Source organism: Burkholderia sp. TSV86 (assembly GCF_001522865.1).
GTDB lineage: Bacteria > Pseudomonadota > Gammaproteobacteria > Burkholderiales > Burkholderiaceae > Burkholderia.
Genome location: NZ_LOWB01000116.1, coordinates 133629 through 155241 on the forward strand (window position 1 = coordinate 133629; position 21613 = coordinate 155241).

Genomic DNA, 21613 nt, shown 5'->3' on the forward strand with positions numbered 1-21613 from the left:
CGTGGCGCGCTCGGTGGGCGGACAAGCCGCAAGGATAACCGATGCCGCCGCGCATGGGTGGGGCGGCACGCCTGCCTCGCGGACCCAACGCTCAACTGCCTGGCCGCTGTCTGCGTAGATGCCGGTAAACCGTATTGCGTGCCAGCCCAAGCTCGCGCGCGGCCGCCGAAACGTTGCCGCGATGCCGCGCGAGCGCGCCATCGATCAACGCCGCTTGATGATCTTGCAGCGTCAGCGTGGCGGCGGATTCGTCTGGATGTCGTGCTGTTGTTTGCCGTGGCATGGGCGAGGAGCAATCGAGCCAGAAATCGTCGGGCAGGTGTTCGACGTCGATTTGCGCGGCTTCGTCGGCGAACATGCCGGCGGTGCGCAGCACGTTCGTCAACTGGCGCAGATTGCCGGGCCAGCGGCAGCGCGCGAGCGCGGCGAGCGCCGCGGGCGAGATGCGCGTGGGCATCGGTTCGCGGCGAGCCAGCCGGGCCAGCACGCGTGCCACGAGCGTTTCCAGGTCGGTGCGCGCGGCCAACGGCGGCAGCGTCACCGCAAGCCCGTTGATCCGGTAGAACAGATCCTCGCGGAACGTGCCTTCCGCGACCATCGCACGCAGATCACGGTGTGTCGCGCAAACGATGCGCAAATCGACCGGCAGCGCCCGCGTGCCGCCCAGCGGCACCACCGCGCGCTCCTGCAGCACGCGCACGAGCCGCACCTGCTGCGCGAGCGGCATGTCGCCGATCTCGTCGAGAAACAGCGTGCCGCCGTCGGCTTGCGCGATCTTGCCGGTGCTGCCGCGCTTGCGTGCGCCGGTGAACGCGCCGTCCTCGTAACCGAACAGCTCCGCCTCGATCAGCGTGTCGGGCAGCGCCGCGCAGTTGACGGCGACGAACGGCCCGTCACTGCGCGGCGACGCATGGTGCAGCGCACGCGCGAGCCATTCCTTGCCGGTGCCTGTCTCGCCGAGCACGAGTACCGGCAGGTCGCGGCCGCGCACCTTGCTGATGCGCTGCAGCACGGCGGCCACTTGCGGGTCGCCGGTGTCGAGCGTTGCCAGCGTGATCGCGTCGGAATCGGCATCGGCGGCGCCAGCTGGCAGCGCGGCAGGGGGCGGCACGGTCACGGCCGTGCGCCGCGCTTGCGCAAACTCGCAGCGCGCATGCACGCGCACGCCGCTTGCGAGCGTCAGCGTGACGCATGTGAGCGGCTCGTGCGCGTGCTGCACGAGCGTCGCGAACGCCGCACCGAACAACGCTTCGCAATTGCGTTGCTGCAGTGCGGGAAGGCTCGCGCCAAGCTGGAATTGCGCACTGCGGTTTGCCGCGATCAGCGCACCGCTAGGATCGATCGCGACGAGGCCCGTGAACAACGAATCGACAAATTCGCCGTGCGCATGAAAACGCACGCGCAACACATCGGCGCATTGGTTCGCGAACAACTGATTTTCGATCAACTGCGCGGACATCTTCACGAGCGCGAGCGTATGCGGACTGAAGCCGCGGGGATCGCCGCTGACGTCGAGCGCGCCGAGAATGTGGCCGAACGGATCGACGATCGGCGCACACGAGCAGGTGAGCACGTGATTGGCTTGCAGAAAATGCTCGTTGCCGTGGACGGCGAGCGCCTGCCCTGCGGCAAGCGCGGTGCCGATCGCGTTGGTGCCCCGCTCGCCTTCGGCCCATGAAACGCCGGGGCACAACGCCACGCGCTTGGCCTTCGCGACGAAATCGGCGTCGCCGACGCTGTGAAGGATCACGCCGTCGCAATCGGTCAGGAGCACAAGGCTTTGCGTATCGGCGATCTGCGTATGCAGCGCATCCATCGCAGGGCGCGCATGCGCGTATAGCGACTGACTGGCGTCGATCCGCCCACGTAGCGCGACGCGAGACAACGGCGAAAAATCCGGCAGATCGGACGCGCGCAGGCCGGTCGACATCGAGCGCGCGTGCGCTTGCGCGAGGAGATCGACGCGGCTTGCCACGGTGGGCAGCACGGAAGATTGACGCATGGCTTGTCTCCATGAAGCCCGCGGACGGGGTTGGTTTTCCCCGCTCGGCTGCTGCTGCGGTGAGCGGTGCGGTACGGGCACGCGTCATCATACAAGCGTGGCGCGCGATACGCGACCATTTGACCGTTTGCTGCGGCGCGGGGCGCAATCAAGCGGATATTTCTTGCTTTTGCCTACTGGCCTGCAATGATGAAAGCAGGGCACGCACGCGTCGCGCCCTGCCCGGATCGGCCTGCCGCCCGGCATCCGAAGGCCCGCGAGCGCGCCCGATCCCGCCATCCCGCATGTGCCGCGACATGCATCCGTTCGGGGAGGCAACATGGTTCGGACGGAACTCAGAGTGGTGCTGGCGGCAATCGCGACGTTCGTCGCGTTGGCCGGCATCGCCGTGGCGATCCACGGAATGTTGTTCAATCAGGACTCCGCATTGCACTACGGTGCGGCGGCGATCGCGCTCGGGGTAACCGCGTGCGCGGTCGTGCTGAACGTGTGGCCGAAGGACGAAAAGCAATAGGGGGGCGATGCCTGATTCGCATGACGAAGCGTTTCGGCCGCCAGGCGGTGCGGCCGCACGCGGGTTCGGTTTCAAGTCAAGCCACCAGCCGTTCAATCCGCCGACGAATGAGCCGTCGTTTGCGGGGGCGCAGGGTTTTTTTGACGAAATTTTGTGTCGCGCCGGAAAGCGTCTAAAGTGGATTCAACCGAAGCCGCTTGGTGTGCGCGGCTTGTCGCGCACCGTATGCTTCGGTCGGCCCGCATGCAGTTCGAGCAGGTTCGACGGCAAGCGGATGTTGGCTCTTCACGCTAACGCAGAGGCGGTTCCGATGCAAATCCAGTTCATGAACGATGCCCCCGAATATTCGGGACGCGAATTGACGCTCGCGTTCAAGGCGATGGTCGACGGCGAGCCGGTTCAATGCCACATCACTGCCGAGGCGATGGAGGATCATTTCGGCGCGGCTTCGCCGCGTTTCGAAGACATGGTCGGCGCGTTCGACGCACACCGGCAGCGTATCGAGGCGGCGGCGCGGCGCCTGCTATCCGAGACGCGTGCGCAGTGCGTGGTGCTGCGAAGCGGGTATGTGCGGTTTTACGAGGCGAACCGGGGCTAGATCGGATTGCGCCGATGCAGGCAAGAAGCGCCGCCGCGAGCGGCGCTTTTCGTTGGTGCGGTGCGGTGGTGGCGCGTGTTTGGAATACCGGTGTGGCGCGCGCACCGCAACGCGTGCGGGCGGCGGGCGCGGTGCGCGTGGCGCGGGCTTGGCACGGCGGCGGGCGTTTTTTGCCGGGGCGCCGCTTGCGGCCGGAGCTGGCGCCCGCGATTGCGCAGAAGCCCCGGCGCCGCGCCGAAGCCGCGGCTTATTCGGCCGCGAGATAGAAATAACGGAACAGAAAGACCGCGGCGATGATCCAGACGATCAGTTTCACCTGCTTGGCCTGACCCGTCAGCAGCTTGAGGCTGGCGTAAGCAATGAAGCCGAATGCGATGCCGTTCGCGATCGAGTAAGTGAACGGCATCAGCAGCGCGGTGAGCGCGGCGGGCACCGCTTCCGTCGCATCGTCCCAGGGCACGTCGACCATGTCGCGCAGCATCAGGCACGACACGTACAGCAGCGCTGGCGCCGTGGCGTAGCCGGGTACGACGCCGGCGAGCGGCGCGATGAACAGACAGGCGATGAATAGCGCGGCAACCGTCAGCGCGGTGACGCCGGTGCGCCCGCCCGCCTGCACGCCAGAGGCGCTTTCGATGTACGCGGTCGTCGACGACGTGCCGAGCAGCGAGCCCGCGACGATCGCGGTGCTATCGGCGAGAAGCGCCTTGTTGAGCCGGTCCATCTTGCCTTCGACGAGCAAGCCCGCGCGGTTGGCCACGCCCATGAGCGTGCCGGTCGCATCGAACAGCTCGACCAGGAAGAACACGAGGATCACGTTGACAATGCCGGTCGACAGCGCGGCGCCGATGTCGAGCTTGAAGAGCGTCGCGTCGATTGACGGCGGCGCCGAGAAGATGCCGTGGAACTGGTTGCCGCCGAAGAAGAACGACAACACGGTCACGCTGATGATGCCGATCAGGATGGCGCCGCGCACGCGCAGATAGTCGAGCGTGACGATGACGAAAAAGCCGATGATCGCGAGGATCGTGGTGGACTTGTGCAGGTCGCCGAGCGTGACGAGCGTTGCCGGGCTGCCGACGATAATCCCCGCGGTTTTCAGTGAGATGATTCCGAGGAAAAGGCCGATCCCCGCGCTGATCGAGATTCGCAGCGATTTCGGAATACCCTTGATGATCACTTCGCGCACGCGGAACAGCGTGACGACCAGAAACAGGCAGCCTGAGACGAACACTGCGCCGAGCGCGGCTTGCCAAGTGAAGCCCATGCCCTTGACGACGGCGTATGCGAAATATGCGTTGAGGCCCATGCCGGGCGCGCACGCGATCGGGTAGTTTGCATACAGGCCCATGATCGCCGAGGCGATCGCGGCGACGAGGCAGGTTGCGACGAACACGGATTCCTTCGGCATGCCTGCATCGCCGAGGATCGCCGGGTTGACGAAGATGATGTAGGCCATCGTCAGGAAGGTGGTGACGCCCGCAAGTATTTCGGTGCGTAGGTCGGTGCCGGCTTGCGCGAAGCCGAAATACCGTTTGATCGATTCCATGGAGGCGTTCTCCGGTCGTGATGTCGTGTGCTGAATGAAAGCGAGTGGTCGTTGGCCGTGCGGTGGGGCGTACTGTAACCAGCCACTATTGGCCGGCCAACGGCGGATTGTAATAGCTGAGATAGGCCGGACGATATAGTGCCGGCAAGGAGGTTCGTGCGCGGCGCATCGTTACCGGCATGGCGTTTTGCGCAGCGCGCCGGCGCAAGCACGGCATCGCTTGCGCGGCCGTGAATCGTCGATGCAGCGGCGGCTTGCCGGATAATCGTTCATCCGTATTGGGGGGAAGCACTTCATGCCCATGACTCGACAGCCGCAGCAGCAGGTGCAGCCGGAGCGCATCGCGGCGCAGCGCCCGCATGACGGGCAGACTGGCGCGGATCATCCCGCATGGATGCCGGTTGCGCTCGGTGAGGCGGGCGTGCGCCGTTTTGGCCGTGGCGCGTCCAACCCGCGCATCGTCGAATACAACGGTTGCACGAATCTGGCCGGCTATGACGACAAGATTTCATGGTGCTCGTCGTTCATCAATTGGTGCTTGGCGAGTGTTGGCGTGGCGGGAACCGGATCGGCGCTCGCCCGCTCGTGGCTCGCATGGGGGCAGCCGCTCGCCGAGCCAGTCTACGGCTGCATCGTCGTGCTGATGCGCGATCGTCCGACAAGCTGGAAAGGGCATGTCGGCTTTTATCTGCGGCAAGACGACGACTCTTTGTACTTGTTCGGCGGCAACCAGCGAGGAGCGGTGCGGGAGCTGGCTTATGCGCGTTCGCGCCTGCTTGCCTATCGATGGCCGGACGATTTGGCGGCCGGGCCGCGCGCCGGCCGATGACACAGCGAGCCGCCCGGCAAGCGGGTGAACCGGGCCGCTGCAAGGCAGGCACGGCATCCGCGCAGGGGCAAAACCGGATGGTGCGCGGGCATTTTCAAATGCTGATGTCGCGCTTATATTTTCGAGATATGAACTTCATTGACATTGGTTGCGGTATTGTCATTGAAATGAAAATTTCCTTTATTTTTCAATGCGATATGGATATCAAAAAGTTATATAAAATGGCTTCGCTATGTAAAAAATTGCAAGGTGTCATCGCATTATCCCGATTCACTCACTAGGATAGAGAAAGTGCTCGCATCGGGGGGTCACCAATACGGGGTGCGATGCGAAAGCCGGTGCCTTCCATCGTCATGGCAAAGCGGGAAGCACCGCAATGGTGCGGGCAGTGCGCCTGCGCTCGAAAGCGATTTCGTTCGTCATACGGAGGCAAGCATGTTGAATTGGATAAGCCGATGGGCATTGCGTCACGCCCCCACGCCAGAGAAGACCGCCGCATCGATGCTCGTGACCGCAAGGATGGAATTGTTCGCGGCTGAACAGCGGGTCATCGATGCCAAGCTGCAAGCCGACTATTGGCGCACGCGCGTTTCGTTTCTCGAGGAAGTGCAGAAGGAAGGCATCAATCCTTGGGTGAGCACGCAGCCGCCGCAGCTGCAAAAGGCCGGCGACGAGCAGCCGCCGGCCGTGCGTGGCGCGGCGCCGGGCCCGCGGCTGGCGGCGAGCACGTGATGCCGTGGGCGCGATTTGCGGCGGACGGCGCGAGCTGGTTCGCCGCGCGCGCCGCTTTGACGGGCGTGCTGCCGTTCCCTTTCCGTATGTGTGCTCATCGCGCCGGTATTCTGCGCGGCGACGCGCCTGCGCCGCATCGATAGCGATCCTGACGATCGCGCGTAACGCCGCTCCATTGCCACCCGATACACGCACGCTGCGCACTCGCGGCGGCGTCTACCTGTTTTCTTCACTTCTTTCCTGGCTGGGCGCGTTAGCGCACGCAGGCGGCGCGCCGGCGAAATGCGGCCGGGCCGCCAAGTTCTTGTCGAGCAGGGGCATCACGCGGGCGCGTTCTTGTTATCCGCGTGACGCCGCATGCCGTTACGATGCCGCTGGTTTTTGCGTACCCCAATTACCGCCATGCGCGGCGGCCTGGGCGGCGGGAGAGCGCGCGAGATACGCGAGCGCTTCCTCGGTCGAGCCTTCGTTGTGCGGCGTGTAGCTCGGCCGGTAATAGCGCAGCGCGGCGGCGATCGTCTTCAGGAACGACGGCAGATGATTGCGCCGCTTGCCGAGCCACCACGCGAGTGCGAAACCCGGATAGAAGCCCGCTGACGGATCGCGCTTGTACATGAATCGCGAGCCTGTGACGATGAAGTACAACAGTACTCCGATCACGATCGTCATGTGAATCGACCGCTCGACGTAGTTGCCGCCGAGATGGCTGTAGATGTCGAATGCGACGGTCCGGTGCTCGACCTCTTCCGCGCCGTGCCAGCGCAGCAGATCGACTATCGCCGGATCGGCCGAGCCGTCGTCGAGCCCGCGCGCGTGCAGAATCCAGTTGCCGAGATAGCCGAAGAAGTGCTCGAGCGCCGCGATGACCGACAGCTGTTGCCGCAGCCAGAAGCGTGTATGGCCGATCTTCAGGCCGAATGGCTCTTCGCCGAGCAGTTTCGTGAACAGCCGGTTCACGCGCTGCGTGAACGGCTGCGTATCGATGCCGTGCCGTTCGTAATAGTGCTTGAGCACGCCGTTGTGCGAGCGCGAGTGCACGGCTTCCTGACGCAGGAAACCTTCGGCGTCGGCTCGCAGCGCCGGATCGGTGATGAGCGGCAGCGCCTTGTTGTACACGCGGCAGAACCACAGCTCGCCTTCCGGGAACAGCAGGTTCAGCGTGTTGATGATGTGCGTGCTTTCGGGATCGCCCTTGATCCATTGGATCGGCGTGTTGCTGAAGTCGAATTTGACGTGGCGTGCTTTGATCAGATAGTGGTTTTCCGGGGCATTCATCGATGTCTCCTCCGTTGATCAGGCCATTGCCGTTAATGCGATGCCATGCTCACGCGCGCGATCATCCGGCCGAGCCACGGCGCGTAACGGCCGACGAAGCGCATCGCGTGCGCCTCCGCGCCGATCGCGACAACGGGCTTGTTTTGCAGCACCGCGGCGGTCATTGCCTTGGCGACGGTCTCCGGCTTCAGGCCGCGCATCTGGTACAGCTTGGTCGCGCGTTTGCGCAACTTTGCTTCGTCCGCCTCGCTCGCGCCCGCGTATTGGGTCGCGGCCATGATGCCCGTTTCGGCGAAGCCGGGGCATACGGCACTCACGCCGATGCCGTGGTCGGCTAGCTCGGCGCGCATGCATTCAGAGAGCATCAGCACGGCGGCTTTCGTCGTCGCGTAGGCGGGCAGGTCGCGCGACGGCCCGAACGCAGCCGCCGACGCGGTGTTGACGATGTGCCCGCCCGCGCCGCGCGCGGCCATCTGCTTCGCGAACAGGCGCGAGCCGTGAATCACGCCCCACAGGTTCACGCGCAGGATGCGCTCCCAATGCGCGGCGGACGTATCGAGGATGCCGCCCGCCATGCCGATGCCCGCGTTGTTGACGACGATATCCGCGCCGCCGAGCGTGCTTTCGACCCAGTTGGCGAGCGCTTCCATTTCGTCGGGAGAGCCGACGTCGACGCGCCGAGCGTGCGCGTCGGCGCCCAGCAGTTGCACGAGATGCACGGTGCGCTCGGCCGCTTGCTCGTCGATATCGACGGCGACGATCGACGCGCCCTGTTTCGCGAATTCGACGGCCGCGCTGCGCCCGATGCCGCTGCCCGCGCCGGTGATCACGACCAGCTTGCCGGAGAAGGACCCCGTGCCGTTACGGCGGCGCGCGTGCGCGAGCGCGGGCGGCTCGGTGCCGGTTTCGACGGCCTCGATCAGCTCTTGTGCGATCTTCGCGAAACGCTCGGGATGGTCGACCGGCATCCAGTGCCGCTCGGCGACTTCGCGGCGGTAATAGTGCGGCACCCAGCGCGCGAGATCGGCGGACAGCGCCGGACTCACGTATTTGTCGCGCAGCGGCACGATCACTTGCACGGGCGCGTGCGCATAGCGCTCGCGCGGCGCGAACAGGCGCCGGATGAAATTCGCGCGATACAGGCGCACGCCGCGCGCGCCGTCGTCTGCCTGGGTGGGGCGCGGCTCGATCGTGGTGCGCTCGATTCTGCGCAGCAGCGCCGGCCATGCGCGGGCGAGCCACAGCCGCCAGCTCAGTTCGGGCAGCAACGGCAGGTGAAACAGGTAGACGTACCACGAACGCATGAGCTGGTTGCCGATCCGCGCGAGCGATGCGGGCGACGGATGCGTGAGCTGATGCCGCATCCAGTAGCCGACGTGATCGAGGTTAGGCCCGGAGCACGACGTATACGACAGGATGCGGCCGGCGAGCCGCGGCTCGGTGACGAATTCCCAGCCCTGGATCGAGCCCCAGTCGTGACCGATCACGTGCACGGCGCGGTTCGGCGCGAGCGCGTCGATGACCGCGGCGAAATCGTCGACGAGCTTGTCGAGCCGGTAGTCGGCCGTGCGTTGCGGCGCGCTCGACAGCCCCGCGCCGCGCACGTCATACGCGATCACGTAGTACGACTGCGCGAGGATCGACGCGACGTCGTGCCAGACGCTGCTGTTGTCCGGATAGCCGTGCACCAGCACGACGGCCGGGCGCGACGCGTCGCCCCAGGTCTTGGCGGCAAGTGTGACGTCGCCGGCCGGCACGGACGTTTCGGTATGGGCCGCGTCGAACAACGCGCGCGGCGCTTCGTTGGAAAGGGGCTGCATGATCGTGTCTGGTTCGGGTGTCGGATCGGGCGGTAAGCGGCTGGGCGCGTGGTGCGAAGCCGGGCTCAAAGCGGGCTCGGCGCGGCGGCGCCGCGCGCTCGCCGCGCCTGCGTTATGCCGCCGCGTCATGTGCGAGCGCATTGTTTGCCTGGCGTGCGTTCCAGCGGCGCACGTGCGGCAGGTCGTCGTCGAGCCAGTACGCGTCATCCCCGGTGATCACCAGCAGTTCCTCGAATTTCGCGCCGACGCCGGCGAAGCCCAGATGCGGCTCGACTGCCCACAGGCCGGGCGTCGGCGCGTGATTGGAGCGCTCGTCGATCGACCATAGCGGCGACCAGCCTTGCGCCTTGCCTTGGCGCGTTTGCTCGAGCATCAGATTGCGCGTCGAATTGAGGCCGAAGCGCGCGACGAAGCGCGGCTTCGACAGATGGCGCAGTTTCGCGACACGGTGCGCAAGCACCTTGAACGGATATGCCTTGTGGCGCGGCTCGACGCCCTGCTTGCGGCACAGCGCGTCGACTTCGCGCGCGACGTCGGCCAGCGTATGGCGCTCTTTCACGAGGCGCACGATCAGTTCGCGATGCGCGTTCAGGTCGTCCTGCAATTGTTCGAGGATCGGGTTGTGGCCGATGCAGGTCGCGTAACCGACGTCGGCGACGATGCCGTCAACCACGGGCGCGACGTCGAGAATCACCGGCATGTCGGCTTCGAGCTGACGGTCGCTGGGAAAGAACGCGAGGTTGAAGCCGCCGAGATGTCGCACGCCGGAAAAGCCTTCGGCGAATGCGGTGCGATCGCCGAACCATGCGAACGGCTTGTGCAGCCAGTCATGCACGCCATGATCGTGTGCCCATTCGATCATCAGCCGCACAGCTTCCTTCTCGGTGATGCCGGGGCGCAGCATCTGGCCGACGGTTTCGACGCAGCGATACGCCAGCTGTTGAACGGAGCGGAATTGCTCGAGTTCTTCGAGGTGCACTTCCGGCAGCGTATGCTCGGCCATGACGTCGTCTCCCATTCTTTGAGTTCGGGTGGAGCGGCTGGCCGCTCCACCTTGAATAATGTCACATTGAACGATGTAAGAATATTATATGAACACGCGGCGAACGGGAGGAGTTTCTGATGAGGACTTTTACTAATCCGCCGGCACAATCTCGTGCGCGCACGTGGGTAAAGCGGGGTCGCATCATGCCGGCTGGGACAGCGGCGCGCTGACCGAAGTGTTCGGGCCCGGCACACTGCCAGTCGGCCGCAGCGGGCGCGATCGCCGCGGCTGCCGATACCTCGCCGGATCGGCGGCGCGGAAATATGTCGCCGCGCTCACTGCGCCGCGTTGACGGGCGCGTCGGATGCGGCAGCCGCCGCGCGGGAAATAGCGGGGCTTGGCTCGCCGGTGCGCTTGTCTGACGCGGCGGCGGCCGCGCATGCGAGCAGCAGGCCGACGAATACGACCGCGCGGGCGATCCGTGCGGGCCGCGTGCCAGGCCGCGCCGGCGGGCGCGGCAAAAAACGGGGCGTGTGCATGGCGGTATCGGCGGGCGGTGGCGCGGCAGCACGGTGGGCCGCCGCCCGCCGTCGAAAGGGCGTGCGCCCAGTGCTTAAAGAGTAGGCGTTTTCCGGCGAAAGCGGGAAGCGCCGCGTGCCGCGGCGGCCTTGCCGTGGGTCTTGCTGCGGTAATCGGCCGGGCTCATGCCGCTCCATTTGCGAAATGCGCGATAAAACGCGCTGGGCTCGGCGAAACCCGCTGTCGCGGCGATGTCCGCGATCGTGCGGCGCGGATCGGCGAGCGCCGTATAGGCAAGCTCACGGCGCAACGCATCCTTGATCGATTGATACGAATGGCCTTCGTGCGCCAGTTTGCGCCGCAGCGTCGCCTCGGCGACGTTCAGCCGCGCCGCGAGCGCGCGCGCGGTCGGCCATGCCGCGGGCGGCAGCGTGCGCAGCACCGCGCGCACGCGCTCGCCGAGCGCATGCGGATTGCGGTACTTGACGATGAAGCTCGCAGGCGCGTCGCGCAGGAACGGCTTGAGCGTTTTCGTGGTCTGCACGACGGGCAGCGCCGCGAAGACTGGATCGAAGTCGACGTATGACTCGGGCTGGCGAAAGCGCAGGTCGTCGCAGAACATCAGCCGGTATTCGTCGACCGCGGGTGGTTCGTCGCACCGGAAGCTCGCGTGCGACAGCGGGATGCGCCGTCCGATCAGCCAGCAGGTGAGGCCGTAGACGATCACGAAGTAGGTCGCATAAGTGAACATCGGCGGCGGCTCGCTCGCGTTCGGCGCGGTGCGATGCACAAAATGCAGCCGCACGCGTTCGGGGGTCGCATCGATCACCGCGTGCAGATCGTCGAGCACGCAGTGCATGAAGTTGACCGCGCGCGCGAGCGCGCGCAGGCCGTTGCGCGCGCCGAGCGCGGCCTGGCTCATGGCAATGAAGCTGCCGCAGCGCATCGGGTGCGTGTCCTGGCCGAAGAATTCGTCGTCGAGCGCCTGCGCGATCGCGTTCCACAGCGCGCCGTATTGCCGCGCGGACACGCGCGCGTGCGGCGACGCGAGCAGCGCGGCGGCAATGCCGGCGTGCGCGAGCAGCGGCGCATCGGCAACGCCGCGGCGCCGTGCGAGCGCAAGGCTGGTGTTGACGAGTTCGATCGAAACGGTGCCTTTCTGCGCGTGCTTCATCGGAGGGGCGCGCGAGGCGCGGTATGGCAAAAACGCTCAGTGTAATTGAGCGCTGCGAGCATCGAACAGAGCCCGTGCGTTGCCTACACTTGATTCATCGATACAAAACGCATGCTGCGGGCTGCGTCCGACGCGGCCCGTCAAGGAGACACACGAGCGATGGGCGATTTCTACACCGACGATCAGCGGATGATTCTCGACGCCGCGCGCGCGTTTTCGGCCGAGGTGCTCGCGCCGAACGCCGCGCAATGGGACCGCGACGGGCATCTGCCCGATGCGGTCGTCGCGCAGATGGGCGAGCTTGGCTTGCTGGGGATGATCGTGCCGTCCGACTGGGGCGGCGCGTATACCGACTATGTCGCCTATGCGCTTGCGCTCGAGGAGGTGGCGGCGGGTTGCGCGTCGTGCGCGACGCTGATGAGCGTGCACAACTCGGTCGGCTGCGGACCGTTGCTCGCCTATGGCACGCCGGCGCAACAGGAGCGCTGGCTGCGCGATCTCGCGACGGGCAGGATCATTGCCGCGTTCAGCCTCACCGAGCCGCAAGCCGGCTCCGAGGCGCACAACCTGCGCACGCGCGCGCAGTTGCGCGACGGCCAATGGGTGCTGAACGGCAGCAAGCAGTTCGTCACGAACGGCGCGCGCGCGGGTCTTGCGATCGTTTTTGCCATGACCGATCCGGAGCAGGGCAAGCGCGGGTTGTCCGCGTTTCTCGTGCCGACCGATACGCCCGGCTTCATCGTCGGCAAACCCGAGAGAAAGATGGGAATCCGCGCATCGGATACATGCCCGATCACGCTCGAACACTGCGCGATTCCACAGGAAAATCTGCTCGGCGCGCGCGGCGAGGGGCTGAAGATCGCGTTGTCGAACCTCGAGGGCGGGCGTATCGGTATCGCCGCGCAGGCGGTTGGCATCGCGCGCGCGGCGTTCGACAAGGCGCGCCGCTACGCGCGCGAGCGCATCCAGTTCGGCAAGCCGCTCGCCGATCATCAGGCGATCGCCGAAAAGCTCGCGAACATGGCCACGCAGATCAACGCCGCTCGATTGCTCACGCATCACGCGGCGCGGCTGCGAACGGCGGGCTTGCCGTGCTTGTCGGAGGCGTCGCAGGCGAAGCTGTTTGCGTCTGAGATGGCCGAGGCGGTGTGCTCGGATGCGATTCAGATTCATGGCGGGTATGGATTTCTCGTCGATTACGACGTCGAGCGGCATTATCGCGATGCACGGATCACGCAGATTTATGAAGGAACGAGTGAAGTGCAGCGGATGGTGATCGCCAGGCAGTTGTGACGAGCGTCGCGCGAACAACGACGCGATCGGTGCGTGGCGGGGCGATGTCGCGGTTGGCACTGCGCGACGCCGGGTGGTGCCGGGGCGCCCCGGCGTGGCTGAAGCGCGATCGGCCATGCGCTCGCCGGCCGATCCCGGCCCGCTGCGCACCGCACCGGAGCCAACACTCCATCACTAAACTTGGCCGGCAGACGCGCGGGAGCGTTCATCCCGGTCAACCCAGGCATGGGACGGCAGTAAGAGCGACGCACTCGCTCCCGCCGATACAGGAGACACCACAATGACAGCTCAGCCGTTCGTCGAAGCGCGCGATTTCCTGCTGCGCCACCGCACCGATTACGACACCGCCTATCGCGATTTCAGATGGCCCGCGCTCGACACGTTCAATTGGGCGCTCGACTATTTCGACGCGATCGCGCGCGGCAACGACCGGCCGGCGCTATGGATCGTCGATGCGGCAACCGGCGAAGGCGCGCAGTACTCGTTCGCGCAGATGTCGGCGCGCTCGGCGCGGATCGCGAATTGGCTGCGCGGCATCGGCGTCAGGCGCGGTGAGCGGCTGCTGCTGATGCTGCCGAACCGCGTCGAGCTGTGGGACGTCATGCTCGCCGCGATGAAGCTGGGCGCGGTCGTACTGCCCGCGACGACGCAACTGTCGGCCGACGACGTGCGCGATCGCGTGCAGATCGGTGGCGCGCGCTACGTGATCGCCGACGAAAACGAGGCGGCGAAATTCGAGCAGCCGGAGCTGGACGTAACGAAGATCGTTGCCGGTGCGCCGCGCGACGGATGGCTGCCGCTCGCGGACGGCTACGCGGCGAGCGCCGAATTCGAACCCGACGGCGCGACGCAAGCGAACGATCCGATGCTGCTGTACTTCACGTCGGGCACGACGTCCAAGCCGAAGCTCGTCGAGCATACGCACCGCACCTATCCGGTCGGCAGTTTGTCGACGATGTACTGGGTCGGCCTGCAACCCGGCGACGTTCACTGGAACATCAGCTCGCCCGGCTGGGCGAAGCATGCGTGGAGCTGCTTCTATGCGCCGTGGAATGCGCAGGCCTGCGTGTTCGCGTTCAATTACGCCCGCTTCGAGCCGAAGGTCGTGCTCGATGCGCTCGTCCGTTACCAGGTGACGACGATGTGCGCGCCGCCCACTGTCTGGCGCATGCTGGTTCAGCAGCCGCTTGCGTCGTATCCGGTGAAGCTGCGCGAGATCGTCGGCGCGGGCGAGCCGCTCAATCCCGAGATCATCGAGCGGGTGAAGCACGCCTGGGGCGTGACGATCCGCGACGGTTACGGGCAGACCGAGACGACTTGCCTGATCGGCAATTCGCCGGGCCAGCCGGTGGTGCCGGGCTCGATGGGCCGCCCGATGCCGGGTTACGTGCTCGCGCTGCTCGATGCGGATGGCGCGAGCGCGAACGAAGGCGAGATCGCGCTGCCGCTCGGACCGGACGCCGAGCGCCCGGTCGGCCTGATGAAGGGCTACGCGAATCATCCGGAGGCGACCGCGCATGCGATGCGCGACGGTCATTACCGCACCTCCGATATCGCATTGCGCCGCAACGACGGCTATTACGTCTACGTCGGCCGTGCGGATGACGTATTCAAATCGTCCGATTACCGGCTGAGCCCGTTCGAACTCGAAAGCGTGCTGATCGAGCACGAGGCGATTGCCGAGGCGGCCGTCGTGCCGAGCCCGGACCCGGTGAGGCTGTCGGTGGCGAAGGCGTTCGTCTCGCTGCGCGCGGGCTACGAGCCGAGCGATGCGCTCGCGCGCGACATCTTCCGTTTTTCGCGCGAAAAGCTCGCGCCATACAAGCGGATCCGGCGGCTGGAATTCGCCGAATTGCCGAAGACGATCTCCGGCAAGATCCGCCGCGTCGAGCTGCGCCGCCGTGAGCTGGAGCGCGGCGGCGACGCGGCGAACCGGATCAGCGGCGAATACCGGGAAGAGGATTTCGCGGCGCACGGCCAGTGAGCGGCTGCCGCGCCGATGCATCACCCGGCCCGCGCGCGCGATGCGCGCCGCGGCCATCGCTACGCTGAAAACCAGCGCATATCAGGACAGGAGAATCTCGAGATGAACGCAACCCCGTCGCCCCAGAAAGGGCACCACGTGCCGACCGTCAAGCTGCTGGTCGGCGGTGAATTCGTCGAGTCGCACGCCACCGAATGGCGCGACGTCGTCAATCCGGCGACGCAGGAACTGCTCGCTCGCGTGCCGTTCGCGACGCGCGCCGAGGTTGGCGCGGCGATCGACGCCGCGCAGCGTGCATTCGCGTCGTGGAAGAACACGCCGATTTCGGCGCGCATGCGCATCATGCTGAAATTCCAGGCGCTGGTGCGCGAGCACCTGCCGCGCATCGCGAAGACGCTGACGGCAGAGCAGGGCAAGACGCTGCCCGATGCCGAGGGAGACGTGTTTCGCGGGCTCGAAGTCGTCGAGCATGCGTGCTCGGTCGGCACGCTGCAGCTCGGCGAATTCGCGGAGAACGTCGCGGGCGGCGTCGATACATATACGCTGCGTCAGCCACTCGGCGTTTGCGTTGGCATCACGCCGTTCAATTTCCCGGCGATGATTCCGCTGTGGATGTTCCCGATGGCGATCGTCTGCGGCAATACGTTCGTGTTGAAGCCGTCCGAGCAGGACCCGCTGTCGACGATGCTGCTGGTCGAACTCGCGATCGAGGCCGGCGTGCCGGCCGGCGTGCTGAACGTCGTGCACGGCGGTAAGGATGTCGTCGATGCGCTGTGCGCGCATCCGCTCGTGAAGGCGGTGTCGTTCGTCGGCTCGACGGCCGTCGGCACGCATGTCTACCGGCTCGGCAGTGAGCACGGCAAGCGCGTGCAGGCGATGATGGGCGCGAAGAACCATGCGGTGGTGCTGCCCGATGCGAACCGCGAGCAAACCGTCAATGCGCTCGTTGGCGCGGCGTTCGGCGCGGCGGGGCAGCGCTGCATGGCGACGTCGGTGGCGGTGCTCGTGGGCAGCGCGCGCGATTGGCTGCCGGATATCGTCGCGAAAGCGAAGGCGCTGAAGGTGAACGCCGGAGCCGAGGCCGGCACCGACGTCGGCCCGGTCGTGTCGCGCGCGGCGAAGGAGCGCATTCTCGGCTTCATCGACGCGGGCGTGAAAGAAGGCGCGACGCTCGCGCTCGACGGCCGCGGCGTCAGCGTGCCGGGCTATGAGCACGGCAACTTTATCGGCCCGACGGTATTCGCTGACGTGACGCCGCAGATGTCGATCTATACGAACGAGATCTTCGGCCCGGTGCTGTGCGTGATGACGGCCGACACGCTGGATGACGCGATCGCGCTCGTCAACGCAAATCCGTTCGGCAACGGCGTGGGCCTGTTCACGCAAAGCGGCGCGGCGGCGCGCAAATTCCAGAGCGAGATCGATATCGGTCAGGTCGGTATCAATATACCGATTCCGGTGCCGGTGCCGTTCTTCAGCTTCACGGGCTCGCGCGGCTCGAAGCTTGGTGACCTCGGCCCGTATGGCAAGCAGGTCGTGCAGTTCTACACGCAGACGAAAACGGTGACCGCGCGCTGGTTCGACGACGACGCGAGCGTGCCCGCGGTCAACACGACTATCCGTCTGCATTGAGCGCTTCGGAGAGACGATCATGAAAATCGGCTTTATTGGCCTGGGCCACATGGGCGCGCCGATGGCGCTCAATCTGCTCAAGGCGGGCCATGACGTGCACGCTTTTGACCTGAGCGACGACGCGCTGCGGCTCGTCAAGGACGGCGGCGCGCAAGTCGCGGGCTCGCCTCGCGACGCGGCCGCGGGCGCGGCGTTCGTCGTCACGATGTTGCCGGCGGCCGCGCACGTGCGCGCCGTGCTCACGCAGCCGGACGGCGTGCTCGCGGGCCTTGGCGCGGGCGCGATGGTGATCGATTCGAGCACCATCGATCCGGCGAGCGCGCAAGCGTTCGGCGCACTCGTCGATGAGGCGGGCGGCGCGTTCGTCGACGCGCCGGTGTCGGGCGGCACGGGCGGCGCGGCGGCCGGCACGCTGACGTTCATGGTCGGCGGCGACGCCGCCGATTACGAACGCGCGAAACCGGTGCTTGCCGCGATGGGCAAGAACATCGTCCATTGCGGCGCGACCGGCATGGGGCAGGTCGCGAAGGTCTGCAACAACCTCGTGCTGGGGATCACGATGGCGGGCGTGTCCGAGGCGATGGCGCTCGGTGCGGCGCTCGGCATCGATCCGAAGGTGCTGGCCGGGATCATCAACACGTCGACCGGGCGCTGCTGGAGTTCGGACACGTACAACCCGTATCCGGGCGTGATCGACGCCGCGCCGTCGTCGCGCGGCTACACGGGCGGCTTCGGCACGGACCTGATGCTGAAGGATCTCGGCTTGGCCAACGACGCGGCGCGCCAAGTCAGGCAGCCGGTCTATCTGGGTGCGCTCGCGCAGCAGCTTTATCAGACGATGAGCAGCCGCGGCGACGGCAAGCTGGATTTCTCGGCGGTGATTCGCTTGTATCAACCCGCACAAACGAAGGATGCCTGATGATCGAGCTTGATCTGACCGACGACGGCGCGATCGCGCTTGTCACGCTCAAACGTCCGTCCGCGAACACGTTCGACGCGCACGGGCTCCTGCAACTACAACGCACGCTTGAACGGCTGCAGGCCGATGCGCGCGTGCGTGCGCTCGTCGTGACGGGCGACGGCCCGAAGTTCTTTAGCGCGGGCGCGGATCTGAACACGTTCGCCGGCGGCGGTCACGACGCCGCGCGCACAATGGCCGCGCGTTTCGGCGCGGCGTTCGAGACGCTGGCCGACGCGCGCTTCGCGACGATCGCCGCGATCAACGGCTATGCGATGGGCGGCGGCCTCGAATGCGCGCTTGCGTGCGACATGCGCATCGCCGAGCGGCATGCGCAGATGGCGCTGCCCGAGCCGTCGGTCGGCCTGACGCCGTGCGGGCTCGGCACGCAGACGCTGCCCTGGCTCGTCGGTGAAGGCTGGGCGAAACGGATGATTCTCGCGGGCGTGCGCGTCGATGCCGATACCGCGTTGCGCATCGGGCTCGTCGAGGAAATCGTCGAGACCGGCGGCGCGCGCGACGCCGCGCTCGCGCTCGCCCGCCGCGTTGCCGCGCTCGGCCCGGCCGCAGTGGGCGCGGCGAAATCGCTGATCGGTCTTGCGCGGCAAGGCGTGCCGCGCAGTGCGGCGCTTGCGGTCGAGCGCGAGCGCTTCGTCGCGCTGTTCGACGGCGACGAGCCGCGAGAAGGCGTCGCGGCGTTCGTCGGCAAACGGCCGCCGCAATGGCAGCCGCACGCGGCAGGCGAGGCGCGATGAGCACGTTGCCGACGAATCGGGAGGGCGCGCGCGCCGTGCAGCAGGTTGGCGTTGATGCCGAGCGCGACGTGCTGATGCGCGTCGTGAACCGGGTCGCGCTGATCACGCTGAACCGGCCGGCCGCGCTCAATGCGTTGTCGCACGAGATGGTGCGCGCGCTTGCCGCGCTGATCGAGCGATGCCGCGACGATCAAGAGATCGTCGCGATCGTGCTGCGCGGTGCGGGCGATAAAGGTTTTTGCGCGGGCGGCGACGTGCGTGCGCTGTATCACGCATCGGGCTCGGGCGGTCGTGATTGGCGGCCGTTCTTCGTCGACGAGTATCGGCTCGACCATGCGCTGCATACGTTTGCGAAGCCCGTCGTCGCGCTGATGGACGGCGTGACGATGGGCGGCGGCATGGGGCTCGCGCAGGGCGCCGCGCTGCGCGTGTCGACCGAGCGCAGCCGGATCGCGATGCCCGAGACGCGCATCGGCTTCGTGCCGGACGTCGGCGCGACGCATTTCCTGGCGAAACTGCCGGTCGAGCTGGCGTTGTACATTGGGCTGACGGGCGCGGTGCTGTCCGGGGCGGACGCGTTGTCGGCGCGGCTTGCCGATCTCTGTGTGCCGTCGTCGTGGCTCGATACGTTCGAGGCGCGGCTCGAACGCGCGGACTGGGCGGACGGCGTGCCGCGCGCGCTGCGCGCCGTGTTCGAGCCGCCATGCAACATCGTGCCGCACGCGGCGCTCGACAGTCAGATGCCGTGGATCGTCCGCCATTTCGACCGGCGCTCGCGCGTCGAGCGGATCGTCGCGACGCTGCGCCAGGATCTCGCGCGCGACGACTTGCCGCGTGAGCAACGCCAGTGGCTTCAGGCAACGCTCGATGCGCTCTTGTCGCATTCGCCGACGATGCTCGAAGTCACGCGCGGCGCGCTGCTGCGCGGCCGGCAGATGACGCTGGCCGAATCGTTCCGCATGGAGCTGGGGATCGTCGTGCGCGCGATCGAGGACGGCGATTTTCGCGAAGGCGTGCGTGCACATCTCGTCGACAAGGATCGCCGGCCGCGCTGGGCGCCGATGTCGCTCGTCGAGGTGCAGGACGAGCGGGTCCGGTATTTCCTGACGTCGCCATGGAAATGCGACGCGCATCCGCTCGCGGATCTCGGGCGCGCGTGATCCGAACCGGGCCAGCGGCGCCGCGCGCTGCCGGCTCCGGTTCGCACGATACGACTTTGTCTGCGCAGGGCTGCGCCATGCGGGTCAGTGCGCGGTGCTGCGGAGTTCGCGGCGCAGAATCTTGCCGACGTTGCTTTTGGGCAGCTCGGTGCGGAATTCGACGTATTTGGGCCGCTTGTAGCCGGTCAGGCGCTCCTTGCAGTAAGCGAGAATTTCCTTGTCCGTGAGCGCCGGGTCCTTTTTCACGACGAACAGCTTCACCGCCTCGCCCGAATGCTCGTCGGGCACGCCGACGGCCGCCACCTCGAACACGCCCGGATGCGACGCGACCACATCCTCAACCTCGTTCGGATAAACGTTGAAGCCCGATACGAGAATCATGTCCTTCTTTCGGTCGACGATCTTCACGTAGCCGCGCTCGTCCATCACACCGATGTCGCCCGTCTTGAAGAAGCCGTCCGGCGTCATCACCTGCGCGGTTTCGTCCGGACGATTCCAGTAACCTGCCATCACCTGCGGGCCGCGGATGCAGATTTCACCGGGCTGGCCGAGCGCGACGTCGGCACCTGAATCGTCGCGAATCGCGATTTCGGTCGACGGCAACGGCAGGCCGACCGTGCCGCTGTATTCGGTTGCCGTGACCGGATTGCAAGTAGCGGTAGGCGACGTCTCCGACAGCCCGTAGCCCTCGATGATCGGCACGCGCGTTTTTTCCTTCCAGTGCTTCGCGACGCTTTCCTGAATGGCCATGCCGCCGCCGTTTGCGATTTGCAGTTTCGATAAATCGAGCTGACCGAAATCCGGGTGATGAAGCATGGCGTTATAGAGCGTGTTGACCGCCGGAAACGCGGTGATCGGATAGCCCTTCAGGGCGCGAATCATGCCCGCGATGTCGCGCGGATTCGGAATCAGGATACCGGTTCCGCCCACGTGAATCGACAGGAAGCCGCATACAGTCAGTGCGAAGATGTGATAGAGCGGCAGCGCCACCGCGGTAATCGGCGCTTCTTCCTTCGGCCATTTCCCCGCGATCGGCTCGCGCCATGCTTCGGACTGCAATACGTTGGCGACGATGTTCCGGTGCAGCAGCGTCGCGCCTTTCGATACGCCAGTCGTGCCGCCCGTGTATTGCAGGAACGCGACGTCGTCCAGCTTCGGCTGAGCCGGCTTGAGGCTGCGTCTGGCGCCTTCGGCGAGCGCCGTGTTGAAGCGCGTGAACGAAGGCAAGTGCCACGCCGGCACCATTTTCTTCACGCGACGCACCGCGTAATTGACGAGCATACCCTTCGCGCCCAGTAGGTCACCCATCGCCGCGACGACGACGTGCGCGACCGATGTTCTGGCGATCACCGCTTGCAGCGTGGCCGCGAAGTTCTCGAGAATCACGATCGCTTGCGCACCGCTGTCCTTGAGCTGGTGTTCCAGCTCGCGCGGCGTATAGAGCGGATTGACGTTGACGACTATATATCCAGCGCGCAATGCGGCCGCGATCGTCACCGGATATTGCAGCACGTTCGGCATCATGATCGCCACCCGCGCGCCCGGCGCGAGACCGCGCGATTGAAACCATGCGCCGAGCTTGCGCGACAGCGCGTCTAGCTCGCCATAGGTGATCGCCTTACCGAGGCAGACGAATGCGTTGCGTTCGCGATAGTCGTGAAAGCTCGTCTCGAGCAGCTCGACGAGCGATGCATAGCGGGAAAGATCCACGTCGGCCGGCACGCCGGGCGGATACGATTTCAGCCAGACTCTCTCCATGCAGGTATGTCTCCTTGGTTTTCGTCATGAGCGGAATCTTATTTAACCCAATCTAACCTTTCGCCGCGTTTTGTCT

Annotated in this window: 19 protein-coding genes; 11 read left to right on the forward strand and 8 right to left on the reverse strand. The window is 66.1% G+C overall.

Features of this window, described 5'->3' with window-relative positions:
- Window positions 1-91 precede the first annotated feature (91 nt).
- Window positions 92-2002: a sigma-54-dependent Fis family transcriptional regulator gene (locus WS68_RS22145; RefSeq protein ID WP_059572783.1), complete on the reverse strand. Its 1911-nt coding sequence runs from the start codon at window positions 2000-2002 to the stop codon at window positions 92-94.
- 319 nt (window positions 2003-2321) lie between these two features.
- Between WS68_RS22145 and WS68_RS22150 the strand changes: the two genes are divergently transcribed.
- Both WS68_RS22150 and WS68_RS22155 read left to right on the forward strand, forming a co-directional pair.
- The gene (locus tag WS68_RS22150; protein ID WP_059572784.1) at window positions 2322-2516 is read left to right on the forward strand and encodes a DUF2964 domain-containing protein; all 195 of its coding nucleotides are present in this window, start codon (window positions 2322-2324) and stop codon (window positions 2514-2516) included.
- Window positions 2517-2826: 310 nt separating this feature from the next.
- A complete protein-coding gene (locus WS68_RS22155; protein WP_059573089.1) occupies window positions 2827-3114 on the forward strand; it encodes a DUF1488 domain-containing protein in 288 nt (95 codons plus the stop codon).
- 247 nt (window positions 3115-3361) lie between these two features.
- On the opposite strand, the gene WS68_RS22165 is transcribed toward WS68_RS22155, so the two are convergent.
- Window positions 3362-4663 carry an NCS2 family permease gene (locus tag WS68_RS22165; protein ID WP_059572786.1) on the reverse strand — a complete coding sequence of 434 codons (1302 nt, stop codon included), beginning with the start codon at window positions 4661-4663 and terminating at the stop codon, window positions 3362-3364.
- 295 nt (window positions 4664-4958) lie between these two features.
- Here WS68_RS22165 and WS68_RS22170 point away from each other — a divergent pair, with 295 nt between their 5' ends.
- From WS68_RS22170 to WS68_RS22180, 3 genes are all read left to right on the forward strand, one after another.
- A complete protein-coding gene (locus WS68_RS22170) occupies window positions 4959-5492 on the forward strand; it encodes an NlpC/P60 family protein (protein ID WP_082710216.1) in 534 nt (177 codons plus the stop codon).
- On the forward strand, window positions 5489-5773 hold the full coding sequence (locus WS68_RS27930; RefSeq protein WP_156429610.1) for a hypothetical protein: 285 nt from the start codon (window positions 5489-5491) through the stop codon (window positions 5771-5773). The genes WS68_RS22170 and WS68_RS27930 overlap by 4 nt, the downstream gene beginning before the upstream one ends.
- A 154-nt stretch (window positions 5774-5927) precedes the next feature.
- A complete protein-coding gene (locus WS68_RS22180) occupies window positions 5928-6224 on the forward strand; it encodes a hypothetical protein (protein WP_059572788.1) in 297 nt (98 codons plus the stop codon).
- A 363-nt stretch (window positions 6225-6587) separates the two neighbouring features.
- Here the strand turns inward: WS68_RS22180 and WS68_RS22185 are convergent, their stop codons facing one another.
- The 5 genes from WS68_RS22185 to WS68_RS22205 form a co-directional block, all read right to left on the reverse strand.
- Window positions 6588-7499, reverse strand: coding sequence for a metal-dependent hydrolase (locus WS68_RS22185; protein WP_059572789.1), 912 nt, complete (start codon window positions 7497-7499; stop codon window positions 6588-6590).
- A 32-nt stretch (window positions 7500-7531) separates the two neighbouring features.
- Window positions 7532-9319, reverse strand: coding sequence for an SDR family oxidoreductase (locus WS68_RS22190; RefSeq protein WP_059573093.1), 1788 nt, complete (start codon window positions 9317-9319; stop codon window positions 7532-7534).
- Window positions 9320-9431: 112 nt separating this feature from the next.
- On the reverse strand, window positions 9432-10322 hold the full coding sequence (locus tag WS68_RS22195) for a M24 family metallopeptidase (protein WP_059572790.1): 891 nt from the start codon (window positions 10320-10322) through the stop codon (window positions 9432-9434).
- A 317-nt stretch (window positions 10323-10639) separates the two neighbouring features.
- Window positions 10640-10843, reverse strand: a complete 204-nt coding sequence (locus WS68_RS22200; RefSeq protein WP_059572791.1) for a hypothetical protein — start codon at window positions 10841-10843, stop codon at window positions 10640-10642.
- A 74-nt stretch (window positions 10844-10917) separates the two neighbouring features.
- Complete coding sequence (locus WS68_RS22205) at window positions 10918-11997, reverse strand: AraC family transcriptional regulator (protein WP_059572792.1); 1080 nt, start codon at window positions 11995-11997, stop codon at window positions 10918-10920.
- 159 nt (window positions 11998-12156) lie between these two features.
- On the opposite strand from WS68_RS22205, the gene WS68_RS22210 reads away from it, so the two are divergent.
- The 6 genes from WS68_RS22210 (at window position 12157) to WS68_RS22235 (ending at window position 19779) form a co-directional block, all read left to right on the forward strand.
- Complete coding sequence (locus WS68_RS22210) at window positions 12157-13290, forward strand: acyl-CoA dehydrogenase family protein (protein ID WP_059572793.1); 1134 nt, start codon at window positions 12157-12159, stop codon at window positions 13288-13290.
- Window positions 13291-13570: 280 nt separating this feature from the next.
- Complete coding sequence (locus WS68_RS22215) at window positions 13571-15274, forward strand: AMP-binding protein (RefSeq protein WP_059572794.1); 1704 nt, start codon at window positions 13571-13573, stop codon at window positions 15272-15274.
- 102 nt (window positions 15275-15376) lie between these two features.
- Window positions 15377-16906, forward strand: a complete 1530-nt coding sequence (locus WS68_RS22220; protein ID WP_059573095.1) for a CoA-acylating methylmalonate-semialdehyde dehydrogenase — start codon at window positions 15377-15379, stop codon at window positions 16904-16906.
- A gap of 19 nt (window positions 16907-16925) precedes the next feature.
- Window positions 16926-17825, forward strand: coding sequence for a 3-hydroxyisobutyrate dehydrogenase (gene mmsB / locus WS68_RS22225; RefSeq protein ID WP_059572795.1), 900 nt, complete (start codon window positions 16926-16928; stop codon window positions 17823-17825).
- Window positions 17825-18619 carry an enoyl-CoA hydratase gene (locus WS68_RS22230; RefSeq protein ID WP_059572796.1) on the forward strand — a complete coding sequence of 265 codons (795 nt, stop codon included), beginning with the start codon at window positions 17825-17827 and terminating at the stop codon, window positions 18617-18619. The genes mmsB and WS68_RS22230 overlap by 1 nt, the downstream gene beginning before the upstream one ends.
- Window positions 18616-19779, forward strand: a complete 1164-nt coding sequence (locus WS68_RS22235; RefSeq protein ID WP_059573096.1) for an enoyl-CoA hydratase/isomerase family protein — start codon at window positions 18616-18618, stop codon at window positions 19777-19779. Before WS68_RS22230 ends, WS68_RS22235 begins: the two co-directional genes overlap by 4 nt.
- Before the next feature lie 84 nt (window positions 19780-19863).
- Here WS68_RS22235 and WS68_RS22240 read toward each other — a convergent pair whose 3' ends face one another.
- Window positions 19864-21537 carry a long-chain fatty acid--CoA ligase gene (locus tag WS68_RS22240; RefSeq protein ID WP_059572797.1) on the reverse strand — a complete coding sequence of 558 codons (1674 nt, stop codon included), beginning with the start codon at window positions 21535-21537 and terminating at the stop codon, window positions 19864-19866.
- Window positions 21538-21613: the final 76 nt, after the last annotated feature.

Bases quoted from the DNA above. Each gene is read 5' to 3' on its own strand.
- WS68_RS22200 (WP_059572791.1), bottom strand. From the start codon at position 10,843: ATGCACACGCCCCGTTTTTTGCCGCGCCCGCCGGCGCGGCCTGGCACG.
- WS68_RS22210 (WP_059572793.1), top strand. From the start codon at position 12,157: ATGGGCGATTTCTACACCGACGATCAGCGGATGATTCTCGACGCCGCG.
- mmsB (WP_059572795.1), top strand. From the start codon at position 16,926: ATGAAAATCGGCTTTATTGGCCTGGGCCACATGGGCGCGCCGATGGCG.
- WS68_RS27930 (WP_156429610.1), top strand. From the start codon at position 5,489: ATGACACAGCGAGCCGCCCGGCAAGCGGGTGAACCGGGCCGCTGCAAG.
- WS68_RS22240 (WP_059572797.1), bottom strand. From the start codon at position 21,537: ATGGAGAGAGTCTGGCTGAAATCGTATCCGCCCGGCGTGCCGGCCGAC.
- WS68_RS22190 (WP_059573093.1), bottom strand. From the start codon at position 9,319: ATGCAGCCCCTTTCCAACGAAGCGCCGCGCGCGTTGTTCGACGCGGCC.
- WS68_RS22205 (WP_059572792.1), bottom strand. From the start codon at position 11,997: ATGAAGCACGCGCAGAAAGGCACCGTTTCGATCGAACTCGTCAACACC.
- WS68_RS22165 (WP_059572786.1), bottom strand. From the start codon at position 4,663: ATGGAATCGATCAAACGGTATTTCGGCTTCGCGCAAGCCGGCACCGAC.
- WS68_RS22220 (WP_059573095.1), top strand. From the start codon at position 15,377: ATGAACGCAACCCCGTCGCCCCAGAAAGGGCACCACGTGCCGACCGTC.
- WS68_RS22155 (WP_059573089.1), top strand. From the start codon at position 2,827: ATGCAAATCCAGTTCATGAACGATGCCCCCGAATATTCGGGACGCGAA.
- WS68_RS22180 (WP_059572788.1), top strand. From the start codon at position 5,928: ATGTTGAATTGGATAAGCCGATGGGCATTGCGTCACGCCCCCACGCCA.
- WS68_RS22185 (WP_059572789.1), bottom strand. From the start codon at position 7,499: ATGAATGCCCCGGAAAACCACTATCTGATCAAAGCACGCCACGTCAAA.
- WS68_RS22215 (WP_059572794.1), top strand. From the start codon at position 13,571: ATGACAGCTCAGCCGTTCGTCGAAGCGCGCGATTTCCTGCTGCGCCAC.
- WS68_RS22195 (WP_059572790.1), bottom strand. From the start codon at position 10,322: ATGGCCGAGCATACGCTGCCGGAAGTGCACCTCGAAGAACTCGAGCAA.
- WS68_RS22170 (WP_082710216.1), top strand. From the start codon at position 4,959: ATGCCCATGACTCGACAGCCGCAGCAGCAGGTGCAGCCGGAGCGCATC.
- WS68_RS22150 (WP_059572784.1), top strand. From the start codon at position 2,322: ATGGTTCGGACGGAACTCAGAGTGGTGCTGGCGGCAATCGCGACGTTC.
- WS68_RS22145 (WP_059572783.1), bottom strand. From the start codon at position 2,002: ATGCGTCAATCTTCCGTGCTGCCCACCGTGGCAAGCCGCGTCGATCTC.
- WS68_RS22230 (WP_059572796.1), top strand. From the start codon at position 17,825: ATGATCGAGCTTGATCTGACCGACGACGGCGCGATCGCGCTTGTCACG.
- WS68_RS22235 (WP_059573096.1), top strand. From the start codon at position 18,616: ATGAGCACGTTGCCGACGAATCGGGAGGGCGCGCGCGCCGTGCAGCAG.